The sequence below is a fragment of the Streptomyces sp. PA03-5A genome (assembly GCF_033792725.1).
In the GTDB taxonomy this organism is placed as follows: domain Bacteria; phylum Actinomycetota; class Actinomycetes; order Streptomycetales; family Streptomycetaceae; genus Actinacidiphila.
In genome coordinates this window covers 55,047-79,547 of sequence record NZ_JARAVL010000005.1, presented here as the reverse complement: position 1 = coordinate 79,547, position 24,501 = coordinate 55,047, and the positions used below count along the sequence as shown (strand labels likewise).

Annotated in this window: 24 protein-coding genes; 12 read left to right on the top strand and 12 right to left on the bottom strand. The window is 72.8% G+C overall.

Features of this window, described 5'->3' with window-relative positions; translation table 11 throughout:
- Positions 1-38 precede the first annotated feature (38 nt).
- Positions 39-1,328: an alpha/beta family hydrolase gene (locus PV410_RS07645; RefSeq protein ID WP_500323145.1), complete on the bottom strand. Its 1,290-nt coding sequence runs from the start codon at positions 1,326-1,328 to the stop codon at positions 39-41.
- A gap of 87 nt (positions 1,329-1,415) precedes the next feature.
- Here PV410_RS07645 and PV410_RS07640 point away from each other — a divergent pair, with 87 nt between their 5' ends.
- Complete coding sequence (locus PV410_RS07640) at positions 1,416-2,153, top strand: DUF72 domain-containing protein (protein ID WP_500323144.1); 738 nt, start codon at positions 1,416-1,418, stop codon at positions 2,151-2,153.
- Positions 2,150-2,434 carry an acylphosphatase gene (locus PV410_RS07635; protein ID WP_500323143.1) on the top strand — a complete coding sequence of 95 codons (285 nt, stop codon included), beginning with the start codon at positions 2,150-2,152 and terminating at the stop codon, positions 2,432-2,434. The genes PV410_RS07640 and PV410_RS07635 overlap by 4 nt, the downstream gene beginning before the upstream one ends.
- Positions 2,435-2,476: 42 nt before the next feature.
- Here the strand turns inward: PV410_RS07635 and PV410_RS07630 are convergent, their stop codons facing one another.
- The 4 genes from PV410_RS07630 to polX all read right to left on the bottom strand — a co-directional run bounded on the left by PV410_RS07630 (position 2,477) and on the right by polX (position 7,055).
- Positions 2,477-3,910 (bottom strand): lipase maturation factor family protein, encoded by a 1,434-nt coding sequence (locus PV410_RS07630; protein WP_500323142.1) that lies wholly within the window; start codon positions 3,908-3,910, stop codon positions 2,477-2,479.
- 30 nt (positions 3,911-3,940) lie between these two features.
- Positions 3,941-4,723 (bottom strand): VOC family protein, encoded by a 783-nt coding sequence (locus tag PV410_RS07625; protein WP_499515369.1) that lies wholly within the window; start codon positions 4,721-4,723, stop codon positions 3,941-3,943.
- Between the two features lie 129 nt (positions 4,724-4,852).
- Entirely contained in the window at positions 4,853-5,260 is a 408-nt protein-coding gene (locus PV410_RS07620) for a hypothetical protein (protein WP_500323140.1), read from the bottom strand.
- 61 nt (positions 5,261-5,321) lie between these two features.
- On the bottom strand, positions 5,322-7,055 hold the full coding sequence (polX, locus tag PV410_RS07615) for a DNA polymerase/3'-5' exonuclease PolX (RefSeq protein ID WP_500323138.1): 1,734 nt from the start codon (positions 7,053-7,055) through the stop codon (positions 5,322-5,324).
- A gap of 129 nt (positions 7,056-7,184) precedes the next feature.
- Here polX and PV410_RS07610 point away from each other — a divergent pair, with 129 nt between their 5' ends.
- The 3 genes from PV410_RS07610 (at position 7,185) to PV410_RS07600 (ending at position 8,764) form a co-directional block, all read left to right on the top strand.
- The gene (locus PV410_RS07610) at positions 7,185-7,400 is read left to right on the top strand and encodes a dodecin (RefSeq protein WP_500323137.1); all 216 of its coding nucleotides are present in this window, start codon (positions 7,185-7,187) and stop codon (positions 7,398-7,400) included.
- 78 nt (positions 7,401-7,478) lie between these two features.
- Positions 7,479-7,928 carry a VOC family protein gene (locus tag PV410_RS07605; protein WP_500323135.1) on the top strand — a complete coding sequence of 150 codons (450 nt, stop codon included), beginning with the start codon at positions 7,479-7,481 and terminating at the stop codon, positions 7,926-7,928.
- Positions 7,929-8,056: 128 nt separating this feature from the next.
- A complete protein-coding gene (locus tag PV410_RS07600) occupies positions 8,057-8,764 on the top strand; it encodes a type 1 glutamine amidotransferase domain-containing protein (protein WP_500323134.1) in 708 nt (235 codons plus the stop codon).
- Here the strand turns inward: PV410_RS07600 and PV410_RS07595 are convergent.
- Positions 8,761-10,047 carry an MFS transporter gene (locus PV410_RS07595; protein ID WP_500323133.1) on the bottom strand — a complete coding sequence of 429 codons (1,287 nt, stop codon included), beginning with the start codon at positions 10,045-10,047 and terminating at the stop codon, positions 8,761-8,763. The two genes, PV410_RS07600 and PV410_RS07595, sit on opposite strands and share 4 nt — an antisense overlap.
- Positions 10,048-10,142: 95 nt before the next feature.
- Between PV410_RS07595 and PV410_RS07590 the strand changes: the two genes are divergently transcribed.
- The 4 genes from PV410_RS07590 (at position 10,143) to PV410_RS07575 (ending at position 14,618) form a co-directional block, all read left to right on the top strand.
- Positions 10,143-10,682 (top strand): CGNR zinc finger domain-containing protein, encoded by a 540-nt coding sequence (locus PV410_RS07590; protein ID WP_500323132.1) that lies wholly within the window; start codon positions 10,143-10,145, stop codon positions 10,680-10,682.
- Between the two features lie 150 nt (positions 10,683-10,832).
- Complete coding sequence (locus tag PV410_RS07585) at positions 10,833-11,393, top strand: (2Fe-2S)-binding protein (protein ID WP_500323130.1); 561 nt, start codon at positions 10,833-10,835, stop codon at positions 11,391-11,393.
- Positions 11,394-11,397: 4 nt separating this feature from the next.
- On the top strand, positions 11,398-12,387 hold the full coding sequence (locus PV410_RS07580) for an FAD binding domain-containing protein (RefSeq protein ID WP_500323129.1): 990 nt from the start codon (positions 11,398-11,400) through the stop codon (positions 12,385-12,387).
- Positions 12,384-14,618 carry a xanthine dehydrogenase family protein molybdopterin-binding subunit gene (locus PV410_RS07575; protein WP_500323127.1) on the top strand — a complete coding sequence of 745 codons (2,235 nt, stop codon included), beginning with the start codon at positions 12,384-12,386 and terminating at the stop codon, positions 14,616-14,618. Before PV410_RS07580 ends, PV410_RS07575 begins: the two co-directional genes overlap by 4 nt.
- A gap of 285 nt (positions 14,619-14,903) precedes the next feature.
- Here the strand turns inward: PV410_RS07575 and PV410_RS07570 are convergent, their stop codons facing one another.
- From PV410_RS07570 to PV410_RS07550, 5 genes are read right to left on the bottom strand one after another with little or no spacing between them, the layout of a single operon-like run.
- Entirely contained in the window at positions 14,904-15,554 is a 651-nt protein-coding gene (locus tag PV410_RS07570; RefSeq protein ID WP_500323126.1) for a DedA family protein, read from the bottom strand.
- 4 nt (positions 15,555-15,558) lie between these two features.
- Positions 15,559-16,767: an ABC transporter ATP-binding protein gene (locus PV410_RS07565; protein WP_500323125.1), complete on the bottom strand. Its 1,209-nt coding sequence runs from the start codon at positions 16,765-16,767 to the stop codon at positions 15,559-15,561.
- A 10-nt stretch (positions 16,768-16,777) separates the two neighbouring features.
- Positions 16,778-17,617 (bottom strand): carbohydrate ABC transporter permease, encoded by an 840-nt coding sequence (locus PV410_RS07560; protein ID WP_500323123.1) that lies wholly within the window; start codon positions 17,615-17,617, stop codon positions 16,778-16,780.
- Positions 17,614-18,498, bottom strand: coding sequence for a carbohydrate ABC transporter permease (locus tag PV410_RS07555; RefSeq protein WP_500323122.1), 885 nt, complete (start codon positions 18,496-18,498; stop codon positions 17,614-17,616). Before PV410_RS07555 ends, PV410_RS07560 begins: the two co-directional genes overlap by 4 nt.
- Positions 18,495-19,763, bottom strand: coding sequence for an ABC transporter substrate-binding protein (locus PV410_RS07550; protein ID WP_500323121.1), 1,269 nt, complete (start codon positions 19,761-19,763; stop codon positions 18,495-18,497). The genes PV410_RS07555 and PV410_RS07550 overlap by 4 nt, the downstream gene beginning before the upstream one ends.
- 165 nt (positions 19,764-19,928) lie before the next feature.
- Here PV410_RS07550 and PV410_RS07545 point away from each other — a divergent pair, with 165 nt between their 5' ends.
- The 3 genes from PV410_RS07545 (at position 19,929) to PV410_RS07535 (ending at position 23,160) form a co-directional block, all read left to right on the top strand.
- Positions 19,929-21,188 carry an FUSC family protein gene (locus PV410_RS07545; RefSeq protein WP_500323120.1) on the top strand — a complete coding sequence of 420 codons (1,260 nt, stop codon included), beginning with the start codon at positions 19,929-19,931 and terminating at the stop codon, positions 21,186-21,188.
- Positions 21,189-21,208: 20 nt separating this feature from the next.
- Positions 21,209-22,015, top strand: coding sequence for a 4-hydroxy-tetrahydrodipicolinate reductase (dapB, locus tag PV410_RS07540; protein ID WP_500323118.1), 807 nt, complete (start codon positions 21,209-21,211; stop codon positions 22,013-22,015).
- 152 nt (positions 22,016-22,167) lie between these two features.
- Entirely contained in the window at positions 22,168-23,160 is a 993-nt protein-coding gene (locus PV410_RS07535) for a hypothetical protein (RefSeq protein ID WP_500323117.1), read from the top strand.
- A gap of 78 nt (positions 23,161-23,238) precedes the next feature.
- Here PV410_RS07535 and chvE read toward each other — a convergent pair whose 3' ends face one another.
- Positions 23,239-24,339, bottom strand: coding sequence for a multiple monosaccharide ABC transporter substrate-binding protein (gene chvE / locus PV410_RS07530; protein WP_500323116.1), 1,101 nt, complete (start codon positions 24,337-24,339; stop codon positions 23,239-23,241).
- Positions 24,340-24,501 lie beyond the last annotated feature (162 nt).

The window sequence follows — 24,501 nt, the reverse complement described above, 5'->3', positions numbered from 1 at the left end:
TCCTGCTCCCTTCCACACCCCCTGACCTCAGGGTACGGTCACTCACCTGCCGTCGCAGGGAGGTGACCGGCCAACCAGTCACGCGCCAGGTGAGCCACCTCGTCGAGCGCTCCCGGCTCCTCGAACAGGTGGGTCGCGCCGGGCACCACGTGGAGCAGGCTGGGGCACTCGAGCGCCTCCTGTGCGCGCTGGTTCAGCTCCAGGACCGTGGTGTCCCGGCCGCCGACGATGAGCAGGGTGGGCGCCCTGACCTCGCCGAGCCGGGGCATGGCCAGATCGGGACGGCCGCCCCGGGACACCACCGAGGAGACGTACGGGGCGGCCCGGGGGTCGGCCGCGGCCCACAGCGCGGCGGCCGCGCCGGTACTGGCCCCGAAGTAGGCGAGCGGCAGGTTCTCCCCGCGGGCCCACGCGGTGACCTCGACCAGACGGCCGGCGAGCAGTTCGACGTCGAAGACGTTGGCCCGGTCCGCCTCCTCGGCGGAGGTGAGGAGGTCGAACAGCAGGGTGCCGAGGCCGGCCTGGTTGAGGGCGGCGGCCACGGCCCGGTTGCGCGGGCTGTGCCGGCTGCTGCCGGTGCCGTGGGCGAAGACCACCAGGGCCCGTGCGTCGGCGGGCATGGTCAGCGTCCCGGCGAGCCGCACCCCGGCCTCGCCACCCACGGCCAGGTCCACCTCGGTGGTCCGCGGTCCCCGGGCGGCGGCCTGTTTGAGCAGCCCGGACACCTCGTCGTCGGCGGTCTGGGAGAAGTCGTGGTACCACTCCCCCACCGCGAAGAAGGCGCTCGGCGCCGACAGGCACACCACGTCGTCGGCGGCGTGCCGCAGGGCGGGCAGCGACTGGGGCGAGGCCACGGGCACGGCGAGGACGACCCGGGCGGCGCCCTGGGAGCGGGCCACCTCGCAGGCGGCGAGGGCGGTGGCGCCGGTGGCGACGCCGTCGTCGACGAGGAGCACCGTACGGCCGGCCAGTGGCGTGCGCGGGCGCCCCTCGCGGAAGCGGTGCGCCTGCCGGGCCAGCTCGGCCTCCTCGCGGTGCTCGACGGTGTCGATGTCGGCGCGGGAGACGTGGCTCATGCGGACGATGTCGTCGCTGAGCACCTTGGCGCCGCCCTCGCCGATGGCGCCGAAGCCCAGCTCCCGGTGGTACGGGACGCCGAGCTTGCGGACGACGATCACGTCCAGGGGTGCGTGCAGGGCGCGGGCCACCTCGTAGGCGACGACCACGCCGCCGCGGGGCAGCCCGAGCACGATGGGGTTGTCGAATTCCAGATGCCGCAGCCGCTCGGCGAGCTGCCGTCCGGCATCCGCGCGGTCTGTGAAGTGCATGGTTCCACCCCCGCGAGCGGGGAGATGCGGGGCTTCTTACGACCTACCCTGAATGGGGAGCAGCAAGCAACCGGCAGGGACCGCGCGATGTCCGTGCTCGTGGGAACCTCGGGATGGCAGTACCGGGACTGGCGCGGCGTGCTGTACCCGCCCCAGGTGCCGCAGCGGCTGTGGCTGGAGGAGTACGCGCGCCGTTTCGGCACGGTCGAGAGCAACAACGCGTTCTACCGCCTGCCGTCCCGGGAGCTCTTCGCGAGCTGGCGCGAGCACACGCCCGAGGGCTTCGTGATGGCGGTCAAGGCCAGCCGCTACCTGACCCACATGAAGCGGCTGCGCGACCCGGAGGAGCCGGTGCGGCGGCTGCTGACGCACGCCGAGGGGCTCGGCGACCGGCTGGGGCCGGTGCTGCTGCAGCTCCCGCCGAACCTGAGGGCCGACGCCCGGGTCCTGGAGGCGTGCCTGCACTGCTTCCCCGAGGGCGTACGGGTGGCCGTCGAGCCGCGGCACGCCTCCTGGTGGACCCCCGAGATCCGGGCCCTGCTGAAGCGCCGCGGCGCCGCGCTGTGCTGGGCCGACCGGCGGGCACGCCCTGCGACGCCGTTGTGGCGCACCGCGGACTGGGGGTACGTGCGCTTCCATGAGGGCATCGCCCGGCCGTGGCCCCGCTACGGCTCCCGGGCGCTGACCACCTGGGCACACCGCATCGCGGACACCTGGCCGGAGGGCTCCGACGTGTTTGTGTACTTCAACAACGACCCCGGCGGGGCGGCCGTCCTGGACGCCGACGCCTTCCGTGAGGCGGTCCGCCAGGTGCGGCCGTCGTGATCCGGCGGCGGGTCGTCGTGACGGGCGACGTCCAGGGGGTGTACTTCCGGGACACCTGCCGAATGACGGCGGACGAGAGCGGGGTCGCCGGCTGGGTCCGCAACCGGCCGGACGGCACGGTCGAGGCGGTCTTCGAGGGTCCGCCGGAGGCGGTGGAACGGATGGTGGCCTGGTCGCACGAGGGCTCACCGCTGTCCATCGTGGACCGTGTGGAGGTCGTCGAGGAGGAGCCGGAGGGGCTCACCGGCTTCGAGATCCGTCCCACCCCCTGGCGCGGCTGAGGGCCCGCGCGAGGGCGGCGCGGCCGATGTGCGGGGCGGTCGTCACCGGCCCTCGCGTCGCAGGCCTTCGCGGTCGACCGGCGGCAGGTACTCGCGCACCAGGCTCCGCTCCCACCAGGCCCCGGTGGCCCGCAGGGTGCGCCGGTCGGTGAAGCGGTAGTGGTACAGGCGGGCCCGGACGTACGTGGGCGGGGCGTGCGGGAAGGGGTTGCTGCGCAGCAGGCGCAGCGTGCGGGGGTCGTTCTCCAGGAGCTTGCCGACGAACGGGATGAACCAGCTCCACGCGTAGGCCGGGGAGATCCCGGCGAACCACATCAGCCAGTCCAGCCGCAGGTGGTACGGGGCGAACTGGCGGGGCAGCCGGTGCCGGTCGGTGGGCTTGCCCTTGAAGCCGTACTCCTTCCACACCGTGCCGGGACCGGGTTCGGCCGCGTCGGTGCCCTCGACGACGACCTCCAGGCGCATCCGGTTGATGCTGCCGAAGGCGCCGTAGGAGTTGACCAGGTGCAGCCGGTTGAAGGAGACGTTCATCATCTGGCCGCGGGAGAGCAGGTTGCGGGCGGGCCAGTAGCTGAGGACGGCGACGAGGACGGTGGCGGCGATCACCAGGGCCGCGTACCAGGCGGGCGGGGGGACGGACGCCGCGGGTGGCGGCGCGGCCACGTACGAGCCGTCGAGCGCGGCGACGGCGAGGACGATGGTCAGCCAGTTCAGCCACGCGAAGTTGCCCGAGAGCACGAGCCACAGCTGGGTGGCGATGACGACGCAGGCGGCGATGCCCGCCACCGGTTGCGGGGTGAACAGGGCGACGGGCACGACCAGCTGGGCGAAGTGGTTGGCGGCGGTCTCGGCCCGGTGAACCCCGCGCGGCAGGTGGTGGAAGAACCAGCTGAGCGGGCCGGGCATGGGCTGCGTCTCGTGGTGGTAGTACAGGCAGGTCAGGTCGCGCCAGCAGGCGTCGCCCCGCATCTTGATCAGTCCAGCGCCGAACTCGACGCGGAAGAGCAGCCAGCGCATCAGCCACAGGATCAGCACGGGCGGCCCGGTCTCGTCGTTGCCGAGGAACACCGCCAGGAAGCCGGCCTCCAGCAGCAGGGACTCCCAGCCGAACGCGTACCACGTCTGGCCGACGTTGACGATCGACAGGTAGAGCAGCCACAGCGCCGCCCAGACCAGCAGGGCGGCCCACAGCGGCACGAGGTCCGTCACGCCCGCGACGACGGCCGCGGACAGCGCGACGCCGCCCCACGCGACGGCGGCGAAGAGGCGGTCGGAGTAGTGGAGGTGGAACAGGCTCGGCGCGTGGCGGAACGGCACGTGCCGCAGGAAGTCCGGCACGGGCAGCAGACCGTGCTCGCCGATGAGGGCGCGGAACTGGTTCGCGGCGGTGAGGAAGGCGACCAGGTAGAGCACGCCGAGGCCGCGCTGGACGACGACGCGGCTCAGCCAGTAGTCGGGTGCCGTGAACCACTCCATGGCCGCTTCTCCCGGCGGGCGGGCGGCGTGCTACTCGTGGTCGGCGACGAGGGAGAGCAGTCCGCCCTCCGGGTCGCGGATGCCCGCGACCCTGCCGTAGGCGCTGTCGAGGGGTTCGCCGGTCACCTCGCCGCCGAGGTCCTTGGCGCGCCGGACGGCCTCGTCGACGTCGGCGACGGTGAAGAAGACGTGCCACCGCGGCCGGACCTTGGGGTCGGCCGCGGCCTCGACGCCGCCGCCGCGGATGCCCGCGACGCTGTGCCCGTCGACGTAGAGGACGACGCGGTCGTTCTCCCACTCCACGACGTAGCGGGGCCCGCGCCGGTCCCAGTGGAAGACCTCGCCGTAGAACAGGGCCGCGGCGAAGGCGTCGCGGGTGCGCAGCTCGATCCAGGAGGGGGCGCCGTGCATCCGCAGCTTGCGGGCGGGGCCGTGCTCGCCCTCCCAGATGCCGAAGGAGGCGCCCATGGAGTCGGCCACCAGGGCCAGCCGCCCGGCGTCGAAGTCGAGCGGGCCCACGGCCACCGTGCCGCCGCGGTCGCGGATGTCGGAGGCGGTGGCGTCGGCGCTCTCCACCCCGAAGTACGTGGTCCAGGACACCGAGGTCTCCCAGTCCCGGGCGATGGCCCCGATGCCGGCGACCTCCGTGCCGTTCACCAGTGCGCGTTCGTACGGGCCCCAGCGGGACGGACCGGGTTCGAACTCCCAGCCGAGCAGTGGTCCGTAGAACGCCTTCGCCACGTCCAGGTCGCGTGCCATCAGGCTGACCCAGCACGGGGCGCCCGCCACACAGCAGATCTTCGCGGTGGACACGTACCGGCCTCCTTGTCCTGCCCCGTTCCCAGAATGGCGGCAGCGGGTCCGGGAGGCATCTTCGGCGGTCCGTCGTACGTACCGGTGGGCGGGCGCCACATGCGCCGGATGGTGCGCTCCTGCTCCGGCTCAGTGGCCGAACAGGTGCATGCCCCGGCGGCGGGCGGACGCCGTGGGGGTCTTCGTGGTCGTGTCCGTGTCGTCGGCGGTCCCGGCGGTCCCGGTGGCGACGGTCGGGGCGGTCGGGGCGGTGGCGTCGGGCGCCGTCTCCGCGGCGCGGGCCCGGCGGCGCAGCCGGCGCAGCTCCGCGCGGCGGCTGCGCTCGCGTCCGGCGCCGGCCAGGGCGATGACCGAGGCCAGGCAGAACACCAGGGCGAGCGCGAGACCGGCGAGGAACGCGCCGAGGGTGTTGACGGTGGCGATGTCCGAGCCGAACAACGTCACGGTGTAGTCGGGTCCTCCGCCGAGGTTCTCCGCGATCAGGAGTCCGGTGAAGGCGGCGGTGGCGCCCATGAGCACGAATCCCAGCAGCAGCATCGTGTCCTCCTCGAAGTCGGGCGTGGTAGGGGCCCTCGCGCTGCGCCTACCCCGGGTACGGTCACGGATGCGTACGGCCGCCCTTGCGCAGGAAGCGCCGCAGCCGGGTGAGCGGCCAGGCGTTGACGACGTCGTCCTCGGTGAGCCAGCCCCGCTGCGCCGTACCGACGCCGTAGCGCATGAAGTCCAGGTGGACGATGGCGTGCGCGTCGCTGTCGACGGCGAACTTCACGCCGTGCCGGCGGGCCCGCAGGATCAGTTCGTCGCCGAGGTCGAGCCGGTCGGGCTGGGCGTTGACCTCCAGCGCCGTGCCGGTGCGGGCGCAGGCCGCGAAGACCTCGTCGAGGTCGGCGTCAACGCCCGGGCGCCTGCCCAGCAGCCGGGTGGTGGGGTGGCCGATGATGTTGACGTACGGGTTCTCGGCCGCGCGCACCAGGCGCCGGGTGAGGGTTTCGCGGTCCTGGTGGAAGTGGGAGTGGATCGAGGCCACGCACAGGTCGAAGCCGGCCAGGAACTCCTCCGGCCAGTCCACGCCCCCGTCGGGGCCGATGTTGAGTTCGGTGCCGTGCAGGACGCGCATGCCCTTGTGGGCGCGGTCCAGGCGGCGGGCCTCCTCGCGCTGGGCGAGGATCTTCTCGTCCGTCATGCGCTGCATGGACAGGTCGGGTGCGTGGTCGGTGACCGCGTAGTAGGCGTAGCCGCGCGCGGCCGCCGCTGCCACCATCTCCTCCAGGCCGGCGAGGCCGTCGGTGAGGTCGGTGTGGGTGTGCAGGTCACCGCGGACGGCGCGCAGCGCGAGCGGCTCGGGGAGCTCCCCGGCGAGCCCGGCCTGGATCTCGCCCCGGTCCTCGCGCAGGGTGGGCGGTATCCAGGGCAGCCCGAGCCGGGCGTAGACCTCCTCCTCGGTGCGGGAGACGACGCGCTCGCCGGTCGCGGTGTCGAAGAGCCCGTACTCGGAGAGCTTGAGGCCGTGGTGGACGGCCATCTCGCGGGTGCGGATGTTGTGGGCCTTGGAGCCGGTGAAGTACTGCAGCGCCGCGCCCCAGGAGTCGGGCGGCACGACCCGCAGGTCGACCTGGAGGCCCTTGGTAGTCCGGATCGAGGTCTTCTTCGCGCCCCGCACGATGACCTCGGCGGTGCCCGCCATCCGGGTGAACGCCTCCATGAAGGGCCCGGACCGCTCGGCGGCGACGAGCACGTCGACGTCGCCGACGGTTTCCCGCATGCGGCGCAGCGAGCCGGCGTACGTGCAGCGCTCGCAATCGGGGAGCGCGGAGAGCTCGGCGACGACCTCCTCGGCGACCGCGGTGGCGACGTCCAGCGGGACCCGGCCGGCCGAGGACCGCATCAGGCCGATGCCGTGCAGGATGGCCTCCTCGGTGCGGGCGCCGAAGCCGGGCAGATCGCGCAGGCGTTCGGCGTGGATGGCGTCGGCGAGTTCCTGCACCGAGGCGATGTGCAGCTCCTGGTAGAGCATCATGGCCCGCTTGGGGCCGAGCATCGGGATCGCGGTCATCTCCCGTACGCCGGCGGGGATGCGGGCGCGCAGCTCCTCGACGGCGGGGACGGTGCCGGTGCGCAGGTACGCGGTGACCTTCTCGGCCACGGACTTCCCCACGTCGGGTATCTTCCGCAGTCCCTTGTCGTCGAGCCGGGAGACGTCCTCGTGGTGGCCGCCGATGGCGCGGGCGGCCTTCTCGTAGGCGCGCGCCTTGTACGCGTCGCCGCCGGTGATCCGGATGAGGTCGGCGTACTCGCGGAGCAGGGCTTCGACCTCGGCGTTGGCCCTGGCCATGTGGAGCCCCTTCCCGTGGCACGCCGCCGGCTAACGCCCGGGACCGTCCTTCCCCTCGCGGCCCGCGGGGCGATGAGGCACCGTGGAGGGGCGGCGGAACCGCCCGTTCCCACTGATCAGGGAGGACCCATGACCGACCACACGTACCGGGTGACCGAGATCGTCGGCTCGTCCGGCGAGGGCCTGGACGCCGCCATCCGCAACGGGCTGAGCCGTGCCTCGGAGACCCTGCGCAACCTCGACTGGTTCGAGGTGACGCAGATCCGCGGTCATTTCGCGGACGGGCAGGTCGGGCACTTCCAGGTCGGGTTGAAGGTCGGCTTCAGGCTCGAGGGGAGCGACTGAGCGACTGTCGTACCCGTCGGGCAGCATGGGCCCCACCGGTGCAAAGCACCGGGCGGGCCCATTCGACGGAGGCACACCATGGTCGCGTTCCAGCTGACGATCGACTGCGCGGATCCCGGGGCGCAGGCGCGCTTCTGGGCGGACGCGCTGCGCTACCGGATGGAGGACGCCCCGGACGGCTTCCCCACCTGGCGGGAGTACTGGCTCTCCGTCGGCGTGCCGGAGGAGGAGCTCGGCGACGGGGAGTGCTGCGACTCCATCGTGGACCCGGAGGGTGACGGGCCCCGGATCTGGTTCCAGCAGGTGCCCGAGGGCAAGGTGGTCAAGAACCGGCTGCACCTCGACGTCAAGGTGGGCGGCCGGCGGGCCGAGGTGCCCCTGGAGACCCGCAGGGAGCGGGTCGAGGCCGAGGTCGGCCGGCTGGTGGCGGCGGGGGCCTCCCGACTGCGCGTGCTCGCCCAACCGGGCGTGGACCACTACGGGGTGGTGATGCAGGACCCGGAGGGGAACGAGTTCTGCGTGGCGTAGCCGGTGCCCGGCCCGCCGGACCGCCTTGCCTGCCCCAAATGGCGCATTTAGGCTCGAACCGACGGGGTGCCACAGCGGTGTCGACCGCCGCGACGAGCACCGAATCCCGCAGGGAAGAGGGCAGTGGCATGCCTGCGACCAAGAAGATCCTGGTCATCGTGACCAACGTCGACGAGTACGAGAAGGTCGGCATGCGCACCGGGCTGTGGCTCGGGGAACTGACACACTTCTGGGACGTGGTCGAGCAGGACGGCTACTCCATGGACATCGCCAGTCCGGCCGGCGGCAAGGTCCCCCTCGACCCGGAGAGCCTCTCCCACGAGGTGCTGGGGGAGCTCGGCACCGGCAGGCACTACGCCGACCGCGCGTACATGGACCTCCTCGAGGACACGTTGCCGATCACCGACGTGAACCTCGAGGACTACGACGCCATTTACCTCACCGGCGGCCACGGCGTGATGTTCGACTTCCCGCAGAGCCGGGAACTGGAGGCCCTGATGGCCAGGTTCTACGAGTCGGGCCGGATCGTGTCCACAGTCTGCCACGGCGCGACGGGGCTGCTCAACGTGACGCTGAGCAGCGGAGAACCGCTGGTCCGGGGCAGGCGGGTGACCGGGTTCTCGTGGCCCGAGGAGGAACTCGCCCACCGGGCCGAGGCGGTGCCCTACAGCCTCCAGGAGGAGCTGACGAAGCTCGGCGCCGACTACTCTACGGCCAGGCGGCCGTTCGACGCCTACGTCGTCGAGGACGGGCGGCTGATCACCGGTCAGAACCCCGGCAGCGCCCGCGCGGTCGCGGAGGCGGTCGTCCGACAGCTGGAAGACGCTCAGCGTTAGGCACGCGCCGGGGCGGCGATCCGTAGGAAGGGGACGAGCGCCGCGGCCGCGACGACGGCGAGGACCGCGAACACCAGCCGGGGGCCGCCGAGTTCGGCCAGTACGCCGGCCAGGGTGGCGCCGAGCGGCATGGCGCCCCAGCTGAACAGTCTGCTGACGGCGCTGTAGCGGCCCATCATGTGCTCCGGCACGATGTCCTGGGCGATCGTGCGGGCGTTGACCGCCCACAGGGTGCCGCCCATGCCGCCGAGGAAGGCGCCGGCGGCCACCGGCCAGAAGGCGGTGGTCAGCGCGGGCAGCGCCATCATCGCGGCGGTGCCGGCGATGTCGGCGGACATCGCGCCGCGGCGGCCCAGCAGCCGGTTGACCCGGCCGACGGTGAGCGCGCCGGTTAGCCCGCCCACGCCGAGGGCGCTCAGCAGCAGCCCGTACCGCCCGGCGTCCAGGCCCATCGTGTGGGTCGCGTGCAGGGGCATCAGCGCCAGCCACGCGCCCCAGCAGGAGCACAGGACGGTGAGGACCAGCGAGAGGGTGCGCAGCAGGTCGTGCCGCCACACGTGGCACAGGCCCTCGGCGATCTGCGTGCGGACGGCGGCGGGGGCGCGGTCCGCCACCGCGCCCGTGCCGCGTGCCCCGGCCACCCGCCCGGCGAGCAGGAACAGGGCGAGGGAGGCGAGCGCGTACGCGACCCAGGTCGCGCCGAGCGCGAACCCGGTGCCCACGGCGATCAGCACCCCGCCGACCAGGGGGCCGCAGAACTCGTTGCACACGGTCTCGGCGCCGGTGATCCACGCGTTGGCGCGTTCACGCCCGGCCGGGGGCACCACGGACGGTACGAGCGCCGCCTCCGCCGTCAGCGCCACCACCTCCGCGACGCCGAGGACGGCACCGGCCGCGCAGAGCACCCCGATGCCGAGCCCGCCGCCGGCCGCCGCCGCGAGGAGGCAGGCCACGGCCGCCATCCGCACGCCGCCCGCGGCCCACAGCAGCCCCCGGCGGTCCCGGCGGTCCACCAGGACGCCCACGGGGAGGGCGACCAGCAGCCAGGGCAGGGTGAGCATCAGGGATACCGCCGTGACCTGCAGCGGCGAGCCGGAGGCCCGCGCCGCGAGCAGGGGCAGCGCCATCTTGGTCACCCCGTCGGCGAGATTGGTGACCGCGGTGAAGCCGACCAGCACGGCCGTGTTGCGGGTGCCCCGGAGGACCGTCGGCGGCGCGGTCGCGGAGTCGGCCGCCGGGGCGGTGCCTTCCTTCACCGGCGTGACGCGGGCGCGGTCCCCCATGTGAACTCCCCCTACACTAACCGGCTATCGGCTCCGCCGGTGATTCTAACCGCCGTTCACGATAGCCGGTAGACTTCGGCGACAGGAGGTGCCCCGTGCTCGAACCCCCGCCCGCCGCCGTCCTGGTGGAGGCCTTCGCCAACACCGTCGACCTCGACATCGGCACGGACGACCTGGCCGCGCCGGACCGGTTGTCCGCCTTCCTCGCCTCCCGCGGCCTGCTCGACGACGGCACGCCGGTCACGCCCGGCGAGCACGACCGCGCCCTGCGCCTGCGGGCCGGCATCCGCGAGGTGCTGGGCGCCAACGTCGGCGACACCCCCGACCCCGGGGCCGTCGCGGCCGCCGACGAGGTGCTGCGGGGGCTGCCCGTCCACGTCGCGGTCGGCGGGGACCGGCCCGTACTGTCCCCCGCGCCGGGGCTGCCGCCCGTGGAAGGGGCGCTCGCCCGCATCGCCCTGGCCTGGAGCGCGCTGGTGACCACCGGCGACGCGGCGCGCCTCAAGCGCTGCGCCGAGCACACCTGCGGCTGGGTCTTCTGGGACGTCTCCAAGAACCGCAGCCGCCGCTGGTGCTCGATGCGCGTGTGCGGCAACCGCAACAAGGCACGGGCGTACGCGGCCCGGCAGCGGTAGCCGCCCCGCGAGGACCCGGAGCCGGGGGCGCCCGGGCACGGCCCGGCGATCCGGTCCGCCCCCTGTGCCGCCGCGCGGGGGCATGATCCCGGTTGCGGGTCGTTGACGGGCGAAACAGCATGAAAGGGAGACCGATCTGGAGGTGGACCGGTGTCCTCATATGTTTCGGCGAACACCGCGGCGGAATCCGGCGTACTGCCGGAGCGCGGCCCGGACCCCGTCCCGGTCACCTTGCACGTCAACGGGGAACGGCGGGCGGCGGACATCGAGCCCCGGGTGAGCCTGCTCGACGCGCTCCGCGAGCACCTCCGGCTGACCGGCGCCAAGAAGGGCTGTGACCAGGGCACCTGTGGGGCCTGCACGGTGTTCGTGGACGGGCGGCGCGTACTGGGCTGCCTGACGCTCGCCATCGCGTGCGAGGGCCACGAGGTCACCACGATCGAGGGCCTCGCGCGGGAGGGCCGGCTCGACCCGATGCAGGAGGCGTTCATCGCGCAGGACGCCTTCCAGTGCGGCTACTGCACCCCGGGGCAGATCATGTCGGCGGTGGCGCTGCTGCGGGAGGGGCACGCCTCGGACGACGCCGAGATCAAGGAGTGGATGAGCGGCAACATCTGCCGCTGCGCCGCGTACCCCAACATCCGTGCGGCGGTCCGCGCGGTGCGCGATGCGGGACCGGACACCGATCCCGGAACCGGCAGCGGAGCGTGACACCGTGCGGCCCATCAGCTACACCCGCGCCACCGGCACGGCGGACGCCATCGCGGCCGTCACCGCCGACCCGCAGAGCCACTTCCTGGCCGGCGGCACCACGGAGGTCGACCTGCTGCGGCAGAACGTGCTCACGCCGCGACGGCTCGTCGACATCAACGACCTCCCCCTGACCGGCGTGGAGGGCATGCCCGACGGCTCGCTGCGGATCGGCGCGCTGGCCCGGATGAGCCAGGTCGCGCAGGCGCCCGTCGTACGGGAGCGCTTCCCGCTCGTCGCCCAGGCGCTGGAGCTCGGCGCCTCGGCGCAGTTGCGCAACATGGCCTCCATGGGCGGCAACATGATGCAGCGCGTGCGGTGCGGCTACTTCCGTGACTCCGCGTCACCCTGCAACAAGCGCGTACCCGGCAGCGGTTGCTCGGCGATCGAGGGGACGAGCCGCGGGCACGCCGTCCTCGGCACGAGCGCGCACTGCATCGCAGCCCACCCCTCGGACGTGGCCGTGGCCCTGGCGGCGCTGGGCGCGAGGATCCGGACCCAGGGGCCCGGCGGCGAACGCTCCTACTCCTTCGACGAGTTCTTCCTGCTGCCCGGCGACACCCCGGACCGGGAGCACCCGCTGGAGCACGGCGAGCTGATCACCGTGATCGAGGTGCCCTCGGTGCCGATCGCCCGTCGTTCCACCTACCTGAAGGTCAGGGACCGCGAGTCGTACGAGTTCGCCCTGGTCTCGGTGGCGGCCGCGCTGGCGCTGGCGGACGGGCTGGTGCTGGACGTCCGCCTCGCGCTCGGCGGGGTGGGCACCCGGCCCTGGCGGGCCGGACGCGCCGAGGAGTTCCTGCTCGGGGCCCCGGCGATCCCGGAGAACTTCCACGAGGCCGCGCGGGTCGAACTGGCCGCGGCACGGCCCACGGCGATGAACGCGTTCAAGGTCGAACTCGCCTGCCGGGCCGTGGTCCGCGCGCTCGGGACCCTCACCGGGAGCCCGTCATGAGCCCGGCCGTCGGGCAGCCCATGGACCGTGTCGACGGCCGCCCCAAGGTCACCGGCTCTGCACGGTACTCGGCGGAGGTCCCGCTCCCCGGCATGGCGTACGCCGCGCTCGTCGGGGCCCACATCGCCTGCGGGCGGATCACCTCGATCGACGCGGGCGAGGCCGAGGCCGCAGAGGGCGTCCTCGCCGTCCTCACCCACGAGAACACCCCGCCCATCGCGGCGCAGCCGCCGCTGATCCCCTCCCTGGCGGGGACGGCGGCGCCCGGCCAGACCTTCTTCCCCCTGCAGGACGACGTCGTCCACTACGCGGGCCAGCACATCGCCGTCGTCGTCGCCGACACGCACGAACGGGCCCAGCACGCGGCGAGCCTGCTGCACGTGCGGTACGCGGAGGAGCCCTCCGTCACCACCCTCGACCAGGGCCGGGACCGGGCCCACGTGCCCGAGGCGATCTTCGGCGGCTTCATACCGGGCCGCATGAGCCGGGGCGACCTGCGGAAGGGGATCGACGAGGCCGACGTACGGCTCGACGTCACCTTCACCTACGCCGCCAACAACCACAACCCCCTCGAGCCGCCGGCGACCACCGCGTCCTGGGAGGGCGACGAACTCACCCTCTGGGACGCGACGCAGGGCATCACCTCCACCCAGCAGACGGTCGCCGCGCTGCTCGGCCTGCCGGTCTCCCGGGTGCGGGTCATCGGGCACTACACGGGCGGCAGCTTCGGCGGCAAGGCCATGATCTGGCACCATCCGGCCCTCGCCGCGATCGCCGCCCGGCAGGTGGGCCGCCCGGTGAAACTGGCACTGACCCGCGAGCAGATGTTCACCTCGATGGGACACCGCGAGGAGCAGGAGCAGACGATCACGCTCGCGGCGGCCGGGGACGGGCGGCTCACCGCGCTGCGCCACCACAAGCTCTCCCCCACCTCGCACTTCGACGAGTGGGCCGAGCCCTCCCTGGGCGTCGCCTCGCAGATCTACGGGTGCCCCCACTACGAGGGCGAGTACCGGCTGTTCCGCGCGAACACCATGACGCCGACCTTCATGCGCGCGCCGGGCGAGGCCTCGGGCATGTTCGCCATGGAGTGCGCGATGGACGAGCTCGCCGAGCGCCTCGGGATGGACCCGCTGGAACTGCGGCTGCGCAACATCACGGCGACCGACCCCGGCACGGGCGACCCGTGGTCGAGCTGGGGGCTGGAGGAGTGCTACCGCCGCGGCGCGGAGCGTTTCGGCTGGGCGGACCGCGATCCGCGACCGCGCTCCCGGAGTGAAGGGCACTGGCTGATCGGCACGGGCATGGCCAGCGCCGGCTACCCCGTCGCCCAGCCCGTCACCCCGCAGCGCGCCCGCGCCCGCCTCTACGCCGACGGGACCGCCCTGGTGCAGGCGGCCACCCCCGACTTCGGCACCGGCGTGGCCACGGCCATGACGCAGGTCGCCGCCGACGCCCTCGGCCTGCCGGCCGGGCGGTGCCGCTTCGAGAACGGCGACACCGCCTTCCCCCAGATCGCCGCGGCCGTCGGCTCGGCCGGGGCGGGCATGATCAGCGCGGCCGTCCACACCGCGGCCACCACCCTGCGCGACGCGCTCGTCGCGCGGGCGGTCGCGGACGCGGAGTCGCCGCTGCACGGCGCGGCCCCCGAGGCCGTCGAGGTCCAGGACGGCCGCATGGTGCTCCGGGACGACCCCGGCACCGGTGAGACCTACGCCGATATGATGCACCGGCAGTTCCTCCCCGACATGGAGGCCCTGGGCTCCTGGACCCCCGACGCCGGCGCGAACGGGCACGCCCTGATGACCTTCGGCGCCCAGTTCGCCGAGGTCGCCGTCGACGCCGACCTGGGCCTCGTCCGGGTCCGCCGCATGGTCGGCGCCTTCGCCCCCGGGCGGGTCCTCAACCCCAAGACCGCCCGCAGCCAGCTCACCGGCGGCATGATCTGGGGACTGGGCCAGGCCCTCCTCGAGGCCAACCACATGGAGGCCCGCACCGGCCGCTGGGCGGCGTCGAGCCTCGGCGACTACCTGGTCGCCGTCAACGCGGACGTGCCGGACGTCGACGTCGAGTTCGTCGAGGTCGAGGACACCGTCGTCAACCCCCTCGGCGTCAAAGGCGTCGGCGAGATCGGCCAGGTCGGCGCCGGCGCCGCCATCGCCAACGCCGTCCACCACGCCACGGGCCGCCGCGTCCGCAAGATGCCGATCACCATCGAGGACCTGCTCTAGCCCCCGCCGGGCCCCGGGCACCACGCCGACGGGCGGCAGGTGGCGGGGCCGAGCCCCCACGCGCGGCCTCGCACCGCGCCGACCCCGCCGCCCGCGGCCGAAGCCCTGGTCCTGGGCCGGACGTTGCCCGAAGGTGGGAGTACGCAACGGCGAACCGGCGAGACGCGCCCTGCATGACCGTCCCGCTCCGCCGGCCTCCTTGAGCAACGGGCAGCCGCACGGGGTGTCCGCGTACCGGAGCCGGACTGGCGACGCTGATGGCCCGCGACGGGGCGTGAGGACCCCTCAGGGACCGGCGTCGCGGCGGCGGATGCGGCGGCGGCGGATGTGGCGGGCGGTCAGGGCGGCGGCGAGGAGGGCCACGGCGATCAGGGCGTAGAGCTGGAAGCGGGTGAGCCAGGCGTAGAGGGGGCCGAGGCGGGCGCCGGCGGCGTAGGCGAGGGAGGCCCACACGCCGACCCAGAGGATCGCACCGAGGGTGTTGCAGAGCAGGAAGCGCCACCAGGGCATGCCGGCGGTGCCGGCGATGATGCCGTTGGTCTGGCGCAGGACGTCGACGAACCGGGCGAGGAGGACGACGAGGTCGCCGCGGCGGGCGAAGAACTCCTCGCCGCGCACGAAGCGTTCCGGGGTGAGCAGGACGTAGCGGCCCCAGCGGTGGACGAAGGCGCGGCCGCCGATGCGGCCGATGAGGTAGCCGAGGCAGTCGCCCGCGACGGCCGCGGCGACGGCGACCACGACGACGCCGGCGATGTCCATCCGGCCGGTGCCCGCGTAGGCGGCCGCGACGACGAGGACGGTCTGCCCGGGTACGGGGATGCCGCAGTTGTCGAGCAGGACGAGGACGCCGACCGCCAGGTAGCCCCAGTCGTCGAGGAGCGGGGCGAGGTGCGCGAGGGGGCCGGGCAGCGGCGGCGGGACGGTGGCCGGGGCCATGCGCTCACCCCGCGGTCGTGTCGCCGGGGCGTTCGGGGAGCGTGAGGTTGTCGCCGGTGGCCGGGTCGAAGACCTGGGCCTGTGCGGTGTCCAGCCACAGCCGCAGGCGTTCGCCCTCGCGGGCCCGGGTCCTGGCGGAGAGCCGGGCGACGACCTCGGGGCCGCCGGCGCCGGTGTCGGCGAGCCCGGAGTCGGCGGCGAGCTCCGCCAGTTGCTCCGCGGCGGCCGCGGCGGCCGCGCCGCCCTCCTGGGCGACGTGGACGTAGACGTCGGAGCCGAGGGACTCGCGGACGTCGACGGTGACGGTGACCGTGGCGCCGCCACGGCCGGGGTCGACGAGCGCGGCGTCCTCGAAGTGCTCGGGCCGGAAGCCCGCGATGACCTCGCGCGGTGCGTCGTGGCGTGCCAGGGCGGTGCGGAGGCGGTCGTCGAGCGGCAGGTCGCCGAGGGGGGTGCGCAACCGGTCCTCCTCCACGGCGGCGGGCAGGAAGTTCATCGCGGGCGAGCCGATGAACCCGGCGACGAAGAGGTTGCGCGGCCGGTCGTACAGTTCCTGCGGCGAGCCGGTCTGCTGGACGACGCCGCCGCGCATCACGACGACACGGTCGCCGAGGGTCATGGCCTCGGTCTGGTCGTGCGTGACGTACACCGTGGTGGTGCCCAGGCGCCGCTGCAGCCGGGCGATCTGGGTGCGCATCTGGACCCGCAGCTTGGCGTCGAGGTTGGAGAGCGGCTCGTCCATCAGGAAGGCCTTGGGCTCGCGGACGATGGCCCGGCCCATGGCGACGCGCTGGCGCTGCCCGCCGGAGAGGTTGGCGGGCTTGCGGTCGAGGTGGCCGGTGAGGTCCAGGACCCGGGCGGCCTCCTCGACCTTCTCCTTGATGACGGCCTTGTCCACGCCGGCCAGCCGCAAGGCGAAGCCCATGTTCTGGCGGACGGTCATGTGGGGGTAGAGGGCGTAGCTCTGGAAGACCATGGCGATGTCGCGGTCCTTGGGGGCCTTGTCGTTGACGACCTGCCCGCCGATGCGCAGGGTGCCCTCGGTGATGTCCTCCAGCCCGGCGATCATGTTGAGGGTGGTGGACTTGCCGCAGCCTGACGGCCCCACGAGGATCACGAACTCGCCGTCCCCGATGGCGAGGCTGACGTCGCGGACGGCGACCGCGCCGTCGGGGTAGCGCTTGGTGACGCCGTCGAGGGTGATCTCGGCCATGTGCGGTCCTTCAGCCCTTCACTGCGCCGGAGGTGAGTCCGGCCACGATGCGCCGCTGGAACAGCAGCACGAAGACGACGATCGGGACGGTGATGACCACGGCGGCCGCGGCGATCGAGCCGGTGGGCTGCTGGAACTGGGAGCTGCCGGTGAAGAACGCGATCGCCGCCGGCACGGTGCGGGCGGTGGTGGTGGAGGTGAGGGAGATCGCGAACAGGAAGTCGTTCCAGCAGAAGATGAAGACCAGGATCGCCGTGGTGAACACCCCAGGCGCCGCGAGCGGTGCGATGACCAGCCGGAAGGCCTGGGCCGGGGTCGCCCCGTCGACCTTGGCCGCCTTCTCCAGGTCCCAGGGGATCTCGCGGAAGAACGCCGACAGCGTGTAGATCGCCAGCGGCAGCGAGAAGGTCATGTACGGGATGATCAGCCCGGCCCACGTGTCGAACAGTCCGAGGAAGCGCTCGATGTTGAACAGTGGCGACACCAGGGAGATCGGCGGGAACATCGCGATCAGCAGCGAGGTCCCGATCAGCAGCCCTTTGCCGGGGAAGCGCAGCCGGGCCACAGCGTAGGCGGCCATGGTGCCCAGCGTGACGGCGACGACGGTGGAGATCAGGGCGATCCCGATGGAGTTGACCAGCGCGCGGGTGAACTCGGAGGTCGCGAAGATGCCCCGGTAGTTCTCCAGCGTCCACGTACGGGGGACGAAGCTGCCGTCGGAGAGGGTGGCGGGGGCCTTGAAGGACAGGGCGACGATCCACCACACCGGGAACAGCGCGTACAGCACCACGACGGTGTTGACGACGCTCCAGCGGGCGATCCGCCGCCGCTGCGCCGGGCTCGTGCTCATCGTCCGCTGTCCTCCGATCCGGGGGCGGCCGTGCCGAACAGCCGGATGAAGGCGAAGGCGATGACCGCCACGCACACGAAGATCAGCACCGAGATCGCCGAGCCGATGCCGAGGTTCAGCGCCGTGAAGAGGTTGTCGTAGCCGAGGATCGACACCGAGCCCGTGCCGTTGGAGCCCTGCGTGAGCACGTAGATGTTGTCGAAGATCCGGAACGCGTCGAGGGTGCGGAACAGCAGCGCCACCAGGATGGCGGGCTTCATCAGCGGCAGCGTGACCAGCCGGAAGCGCTGCCAGCGGCCGGCGCCGTCGACCATGGCCGCGCGCAGGGTCTCCTCGGGCACCAGGGCCAGCCCGGCGAGCAGCAGCAGCGCCATGAAGGGCGTGGTCTTCCAGACCTCGGCCAGGATGATCAGTCCGATGGCCTTCCAGTGGTCGGTCAGCGGGGCCTGTCCCGCCGCGTCGACGAGGTAGCCGATGCCGGGGGTCCAGGCGTACTGCCAGGAGAAGGCGGCGACGACGGTCACGATGCCGTACGGCAGCAGGATCGCGGTGCGCACCGCGGAGCGGCCGAGGACCGCCCGGTGCATGACGACGGCCAGGCCCATGCCGAGGGCCAGTTCCACCGCGACGGACACCACCGTGATCAGGCAGGTCACCCAGAAGGCCTCCCACCAGAACCCGGAGCTCAGGACCGCGGCGTAGTTGTCCAGGCCCACGAAACGGGCCAGCTGGGGGAAGCGCAGGTCGTAGCGGTGCAGGGACAGGTAGACGGCGTAGAACACGGGGTAGGCCGTCACGACGAGCATGACGACCACGGCGGGGGCGCAGAGCAGCCAGCCCAGCCGCCGCTCCTGGCGGGCGCCCTCCGAGAGCCGCGTCACGGGACCAGCCCCTTGGACTGCAGGGCGTCCTCGATCTGCCCCCGCAGGTCCCGGACGGACGCGGCCGGCCGGATGGCGGCGGGTGGTGACAGGGTGTGGGCCACCGCGATGGACACGTTCTGGTAGGCGGGGGTCTGCGGCCGCAGGGCGGCGTTCTCCAGCTCGGCGAGGATGTCCTGCGCGAAGGGGTAGCTGCGTTTGATCCGGGGATCGTCGTAGAGGCCGCGCAGGGTCGGCGGCAGGCCGCCCCGCAGCGCGGCGGTCCGCTGGTTGTCGCGGTCGCGCAGGCACAGCGCCGCCTCGAAGGCGAGGGCGGGCCGGCGGCTGTAGGCGCCGACGGCGAGGTCGATCCCGCCGATGGTGACCCGCGCGGGACGGCCGGCGTCGACCCGCGGGTAGCGGGCCCACCGGAAGTGCCGGAACAGCTCGGGGTTGTCGGCCTTCATCGCCGGATACACGAAGGGGTAGTTCAGCTGGAAGGCGGCGGTGCCGGACTCCATGGCCAGCCTGTTCTGGTCCTCCGTCTGGTTGGGCAGCGACGGGTCGGCGGCGGGCGAGACCGCCAGGTCGCGCATGATGCCCGCGGCCCGCACCGCGGGCGCGCCGAGCGAGGGCGCGGTCGCGTCGGCGTTGAGGATCGACCCGCCGGCGCTGGCTACGAGCGTGTTGAACCAGACGGTGAGCCCCTCGTACTGGGCGCCCTGGACCTCGATCCGGTGGGGCTTGCCGGCCTTCGCCAGGGCGCGGGCCGCATCGAGCATCCCGGCCCAGGTCGTGGGCGGCTCCGGCACGAGGTCCGACCGGTACCACAGCAGCTGGACGTTGGTGTTGTACGGGACGGCGTAGAGGCGGCCCTTCCACGTGGCCGTCCGCAGCGGCGCGGCGAGGGTGTCCCGGACGGCCTCGGCGCGCCGGTCGCCCGTCCACGGGCGGATCCAGCCGGCCTCGGCGAATTCCGGGGCCCAGGTGACGTCCAGGCCGAGGACGTCGAGCGCGGGGTCGTGTGCGGCCAGCCGGCGTACGAGTTGCTGCCGCTGGCCGTCCGCCGTCCGGGGGAGCTTGTTGTAGCGGATGACGTAGCGTCCGCCGGAGGCACGGCTGCAGCGGTCGGCGGCCTGCTGGAGCGCCCCGGAGTCGTCGGGGAAGTTGTACCAGTCGAGCGTCGCCCGTCCGGACGTCCGCGACGCGCCGCCGCACGCGACCGCGGCGGCCGCGAGGACGACCACCGCGGCAAGGGCCCCGGAGCGCCGTACCGCGCACGCCATAGGCACCTCGCTCCCCTGCTCGGACACACTCGGCCCGGACCATGAAGCCCCCGCCGCGGCCGCCGACGGTGCCTCAGGGGCGTGTCGGGGCCGGGTATTCACGCGGTCGGCGCAACCCGTGCCGCCGACCGGTGCCGGCGTCCCGCGCGTGGGGAGACTGGCAGGGTGCCCGGCGTCCTCCCCGCCCCGCTCTCCGACCTCCTGCGGCGCAACAACGACCCGATCGTCGTGCAGACGGTGCGCTCCACCGTGGCCGCGGTGCTGTCGTACGCCGTGGCCGTCTGGCTGCTGCCCAACCCCGCGCCGCTGACGGCTCCGCTGACGGCCCTGCTCGTGGTGCAGGTGACGCTCTACACGACGGTGACCACGGGCGTCCGACGGGTGGTCAGCGTGGTGGCGGGCGTCCTCATCGCGGTCGGCTTCGCGGAGCTGATCGGGCTGACCTGGTGGAGCCTCGGGCTGATCATCCTGGCGTCGCTGGTGATCGGTCACTTCATCCGCGTGGACGAGTTCGTGGCCGAGGTGGCGATCAGCGCGATGCTCATCCTGGCCGTCCCCGCCCCCTCCGGCGAGGCGCTGGACCGCATCCTGGAGACCCTGGTCGGGGCGGTCGTCGGGGTGCTGCTGAACGTCGTCGTGCCGCCCCCCGCCTTCGTGGAGCCGGCCGGTGACGCGGTGCGGGAGCTGGCCGAGCACATGCGGGCGCTGATGCTCCGTATGGGGCGGGAGGTGCGCGACGGCGCCACCGCCGGGCAGGCCCGCTCCTGGCTGATGGACGCACGCCGGCTGGACAACGAGATCGCACGGTTCGACGCCTCGCTGCGCAGGGCGGAGGAGGGGACACGGCTCAACCCGCGGGTGAAGCCGGCGGAGGGCGCGATGGCCCGGCTCCTCCTGCGCAGCGGGCTGGACACCCTGGAGGTGTCGACCGTGCTGCTGCGGACGCTGTGCCGCTCGCTGACGGAGCTGGACCGCGAGCGCGGGGCGCGGGAGCCGCTGTTCACCGGCGAGCTCGCCTCCGGCATCGACGAGTTGTTCGCCGACATGGCCGACGCCGTCGACAGCTACGGCCGGCTGATCGCCGCCCAGGTCACGGAGGGCGCGGACCAGGCGGAGGCCCGGCTGGAGGACGCGCTGCGGCGCGGCCGGGAGGAACGGGACCGGATCGCGGCGCTGCTGCGGGCGGAGACGGAACGGCGCTGGGAGAGCTGGGACCTGTACGGGGCGCTGCTGGCCAACATCGACCGGCTGCTGGACGAGCTGGACCTGGAGAAGCGCTCGCTGTGGCTGTCGGAGCAGCTCGTCGCCGCCGCGCCGCACTCGACGACGCTGCCCGGCCGGATGCGCCGTCAGGCCCGCTCCGCCGCCGCCCGGCTGCGCCTGAGGTCCCCCGGTGGGACCGGTTCCGGGCGGGAAGGACGGTGATCATGCCTCATGCTGGTGGGATGGACCTGCTGAACGTGTGCGTCGCCGGGGCGACCGGCTGGACCGGGGAGGCGGTCGCGCGTGCCGTCCTGGACTCCGGGGACCTGCGGCTGCGGACGGCGGTGGCTCGGTCGGCGGCCGGCGCGGACCTCGGGGCGGTGTGGGGCGGTCCGGAACTCGGGGTGCCCGTCTTCAGCACGGTCGACGACGCTCTGGACGGCGTGGACGTGCTGATCGACTACACCTCGCACACCGCGGTCGGGCGTCATGTGCGCACCGCCGTGGTCCGCGGGGTCAACGTCGTGGTCGGCTCGTCGGGCCTGTCCGGCGCGGACTACGAGGAGATCGCCGCGCTGGCCGAGGAGCACGGTGTCGGCGTGGTGGCCTCGGGGAACTTCTCACTGACCGCGGCCATGGCGCAGGCCTGCGCCCGGCTGGCCGCCCGTCACCTGCCGCACTGGGAGATCCTCGACTACGCCTCCGCGACCAAGCCCGACGCCCCCAGCGGCACCGCGCGCGAACTCGCCGAACAACTGGGCGCCGTACGGCGGCCCGAGTACGCCGTGGACCCGGGACGCACGGCGGGGCACCCCGAGGCCCGCGGCGCGTCGATCGCGGGCACGCAGGTCCACTCACTGCGGTTGCCGGGCTACACCCTCGCCGTGGAGGCGCAGTTCGGGCTGCCCGACGAGCGCCTGGTGATCCGTCACGAGGCGGGCACCTCCCCCGCCCCCTACGTCGCGGGGACCCTGCTCGCCGCTCGCGCGGCCGCGACACGCCGGGGTCTGGTACGCGGTCTCGACACGCTGTTGCTCAGCGGGGACTGACGTTCCGTACCTCGTGGCACTGCGTCACTTCCTTGGCCACGCTGTCGCCCGGACGCTCCGCTCGACGGGCGGCCGTTGACCGCGCGACGTACGACTGGATCGCAGGGGCGGCGGCGACCGCCGTCCGCCACCCGTCCGAAGGAAGGACACTCATGCGAACCAGTCTGATGCGCCGCACCGCTCTCGGCGTCGCGACCGGACTTCTTGCCACCGGCCTCTTGGCCGCCTCGACCGGCAGCGCCGTCGCCACGGCGGCCAGCGACGACGGCGGGAACGGCTCCTACAGCAAGGGCAGCGACGACTACGGCGACGACGACAACGGCTACGGCGACAACGGCGGGGACAACGGGAACAACGGCTACGGCGACAGCGACAGTGGCCGCGGCGGAGGCGGCGGCAACGGCCGCGGCGGCGGGGGCGGAGGCGGGGACAACGGCGACGACGACGGCGGCTACGGCGACAACGGCCGCGGCGGCAGCGGTGGCGGGGGCGGCGGTGGCGGAGGCCGGGGCAACGGCGACGACGACGGCGGCTACGGCGACAACGGCCGCGGCGGCAGCGGTGGCGGAGGCCGGGGCAACGGCGACGACGACGGCGGCTACGGCGACAACGGCCGCGGCGGGGGCGGGGGCGGCCGTTCCGACTGGAACGACAACGGCGCCAGCGGTCGCGGCGGCGACAACGGCGACGACGACGATGACGACAACGGCAACGACAACGGCGGGGGCAAGGGCGGAAAGGGAGGCGGTAAGGGCGGCAACGGGAACAACAGCGACAACGGAGACAACGCGACCTACAAGGACAAGGACGACAACAACGGGAAGGGCAGCAGCAAGGGCAGCACGGGCAAGAGCGGAAAGGACAACAAGGGCAAGAAGGGCAACAAGGGCGGAAAGGGCCACGACAAGGGCCACCACAAGAAGTACAAGAAGCACCACAAGAAGCAGTGCAACAAGCACGGCTACCGGTTCAGCTTCAGCTACAAGTACAGCGTGAGCTATGGCTATGGCGTTGGGTTCGGCAACGGCGTCCACGCCCTCGGTCTCGGCAAGGGCCACAACGACTTCGACTACGGGTTCGGTGACAAGTCCGGCCGCGGCTACGGCGGCCTGTACAGCTCGGGTTCGCTGAACGTGCTCATCTGACGCGGGGCTGCCGCCGGGTACGACGAGGGCCGGGAGGAACGTTGTGTTCCTCCCGGCCCCGCGTACGTGCGCTTTGCGTCAGCCGAGGTCGGACGCGTTGATGTAGCCGCTCTTGACCAGCAGCTTCTCGTAGTTGAGCTTGTCGACGCCGACCGGGGAGATCAGGTACGACGGCACGACCTTGTTGCCGTTGTCGTACGTCGAGTTGTCGTTGATCTCAGGCCGCCTGCCGCTGAGGATGTCCTGGGCCATCTGGACCGCGCGGGCCGCGAGCTTGCGGGTGTCCTTGTAGACCGTCATGGACTGCTCGCCCTTGATGATCTCCTTCACCGAGTCGACCTCGGCGTCCTGGCCGGTGATGACCGGCATCGGCTTGGCCGTGGTGCCGTAGCCGGCGGCCTTCAGCGCCTGGATGACGCCGCGGGCGATGCCGTCGTTGGGGGCGAGGACGGCGTCCACGGTGGAGCTGCCCTTGTAGTGGTTCTTCAGCCGGGTCGCCATCGTCTCGGTGGCGATCGCCGCGTCCCAGTGGAACGTCGCCACCTGGCTCAGGCGGGTCTGGTCGCTCTTCACGACCAGCTGGCCCTTGTCGATGTAGTCCTGGAGGACGTCCATCGCGCCCTTGAAGAAGAACGAGGCGTTGTTGTCGTCGGGGTCGCCGGCGAAGACCTCGAGGTTGTAGGGCCCGTTGCCGGACTTCAACCCGAGCTTCTGCTCGATGTACTTGCCCTGGATCGTGCCGACCTGGGTGTTGTTGAAGCTCGCGTAGTAGTCGACGTTGCTGGAGCCCAGCAGGAGGCGGTCGTAGGCGATGACCTTGACACCCGCCCTCGACGCCTTCTGGAGGGCGTCGCCGAGCTCGAATCCGTCGACCGCTCCGATGATCAGGAGCTTGTCGCCCCGGTCGATCATCGCCTCGACCTGGTCGACCTGCGTGTTGACCTTGTCGTCGGCGTACTGCAGGTCGGTCTTGTACCCCTGGGCCTTGAACAGCTTGGACATGTTGTCGCCGTCGGCGATCCAGCGGGTCTGCTTCTTGGTGGGAAGGGCGATGCCCACCGTGACTTCGCCGCCCTGCCCGCCCGAATCGCCGCCGCAGCCGGTGGCCGCTGCCGTCAGGGAGAAGGTGAGGACCACCAGGGACACGGTACGCAGCCTGGCAGTTCTGCCAGCGTGCATGGGACTCAGTTCCTTTCGGGCCGAACAAAAGTGTGCTCTCATCGCCCACCCCCGAGAGCGACAGTGTCCGGGCCCGTCACGGAGATCCGTGGCAGCCCAGCGATCCGCCGGAGCCCGGTGAACTGCTGATGCGTCAGGCCCGAGGAATGCTGTGGGAGGACG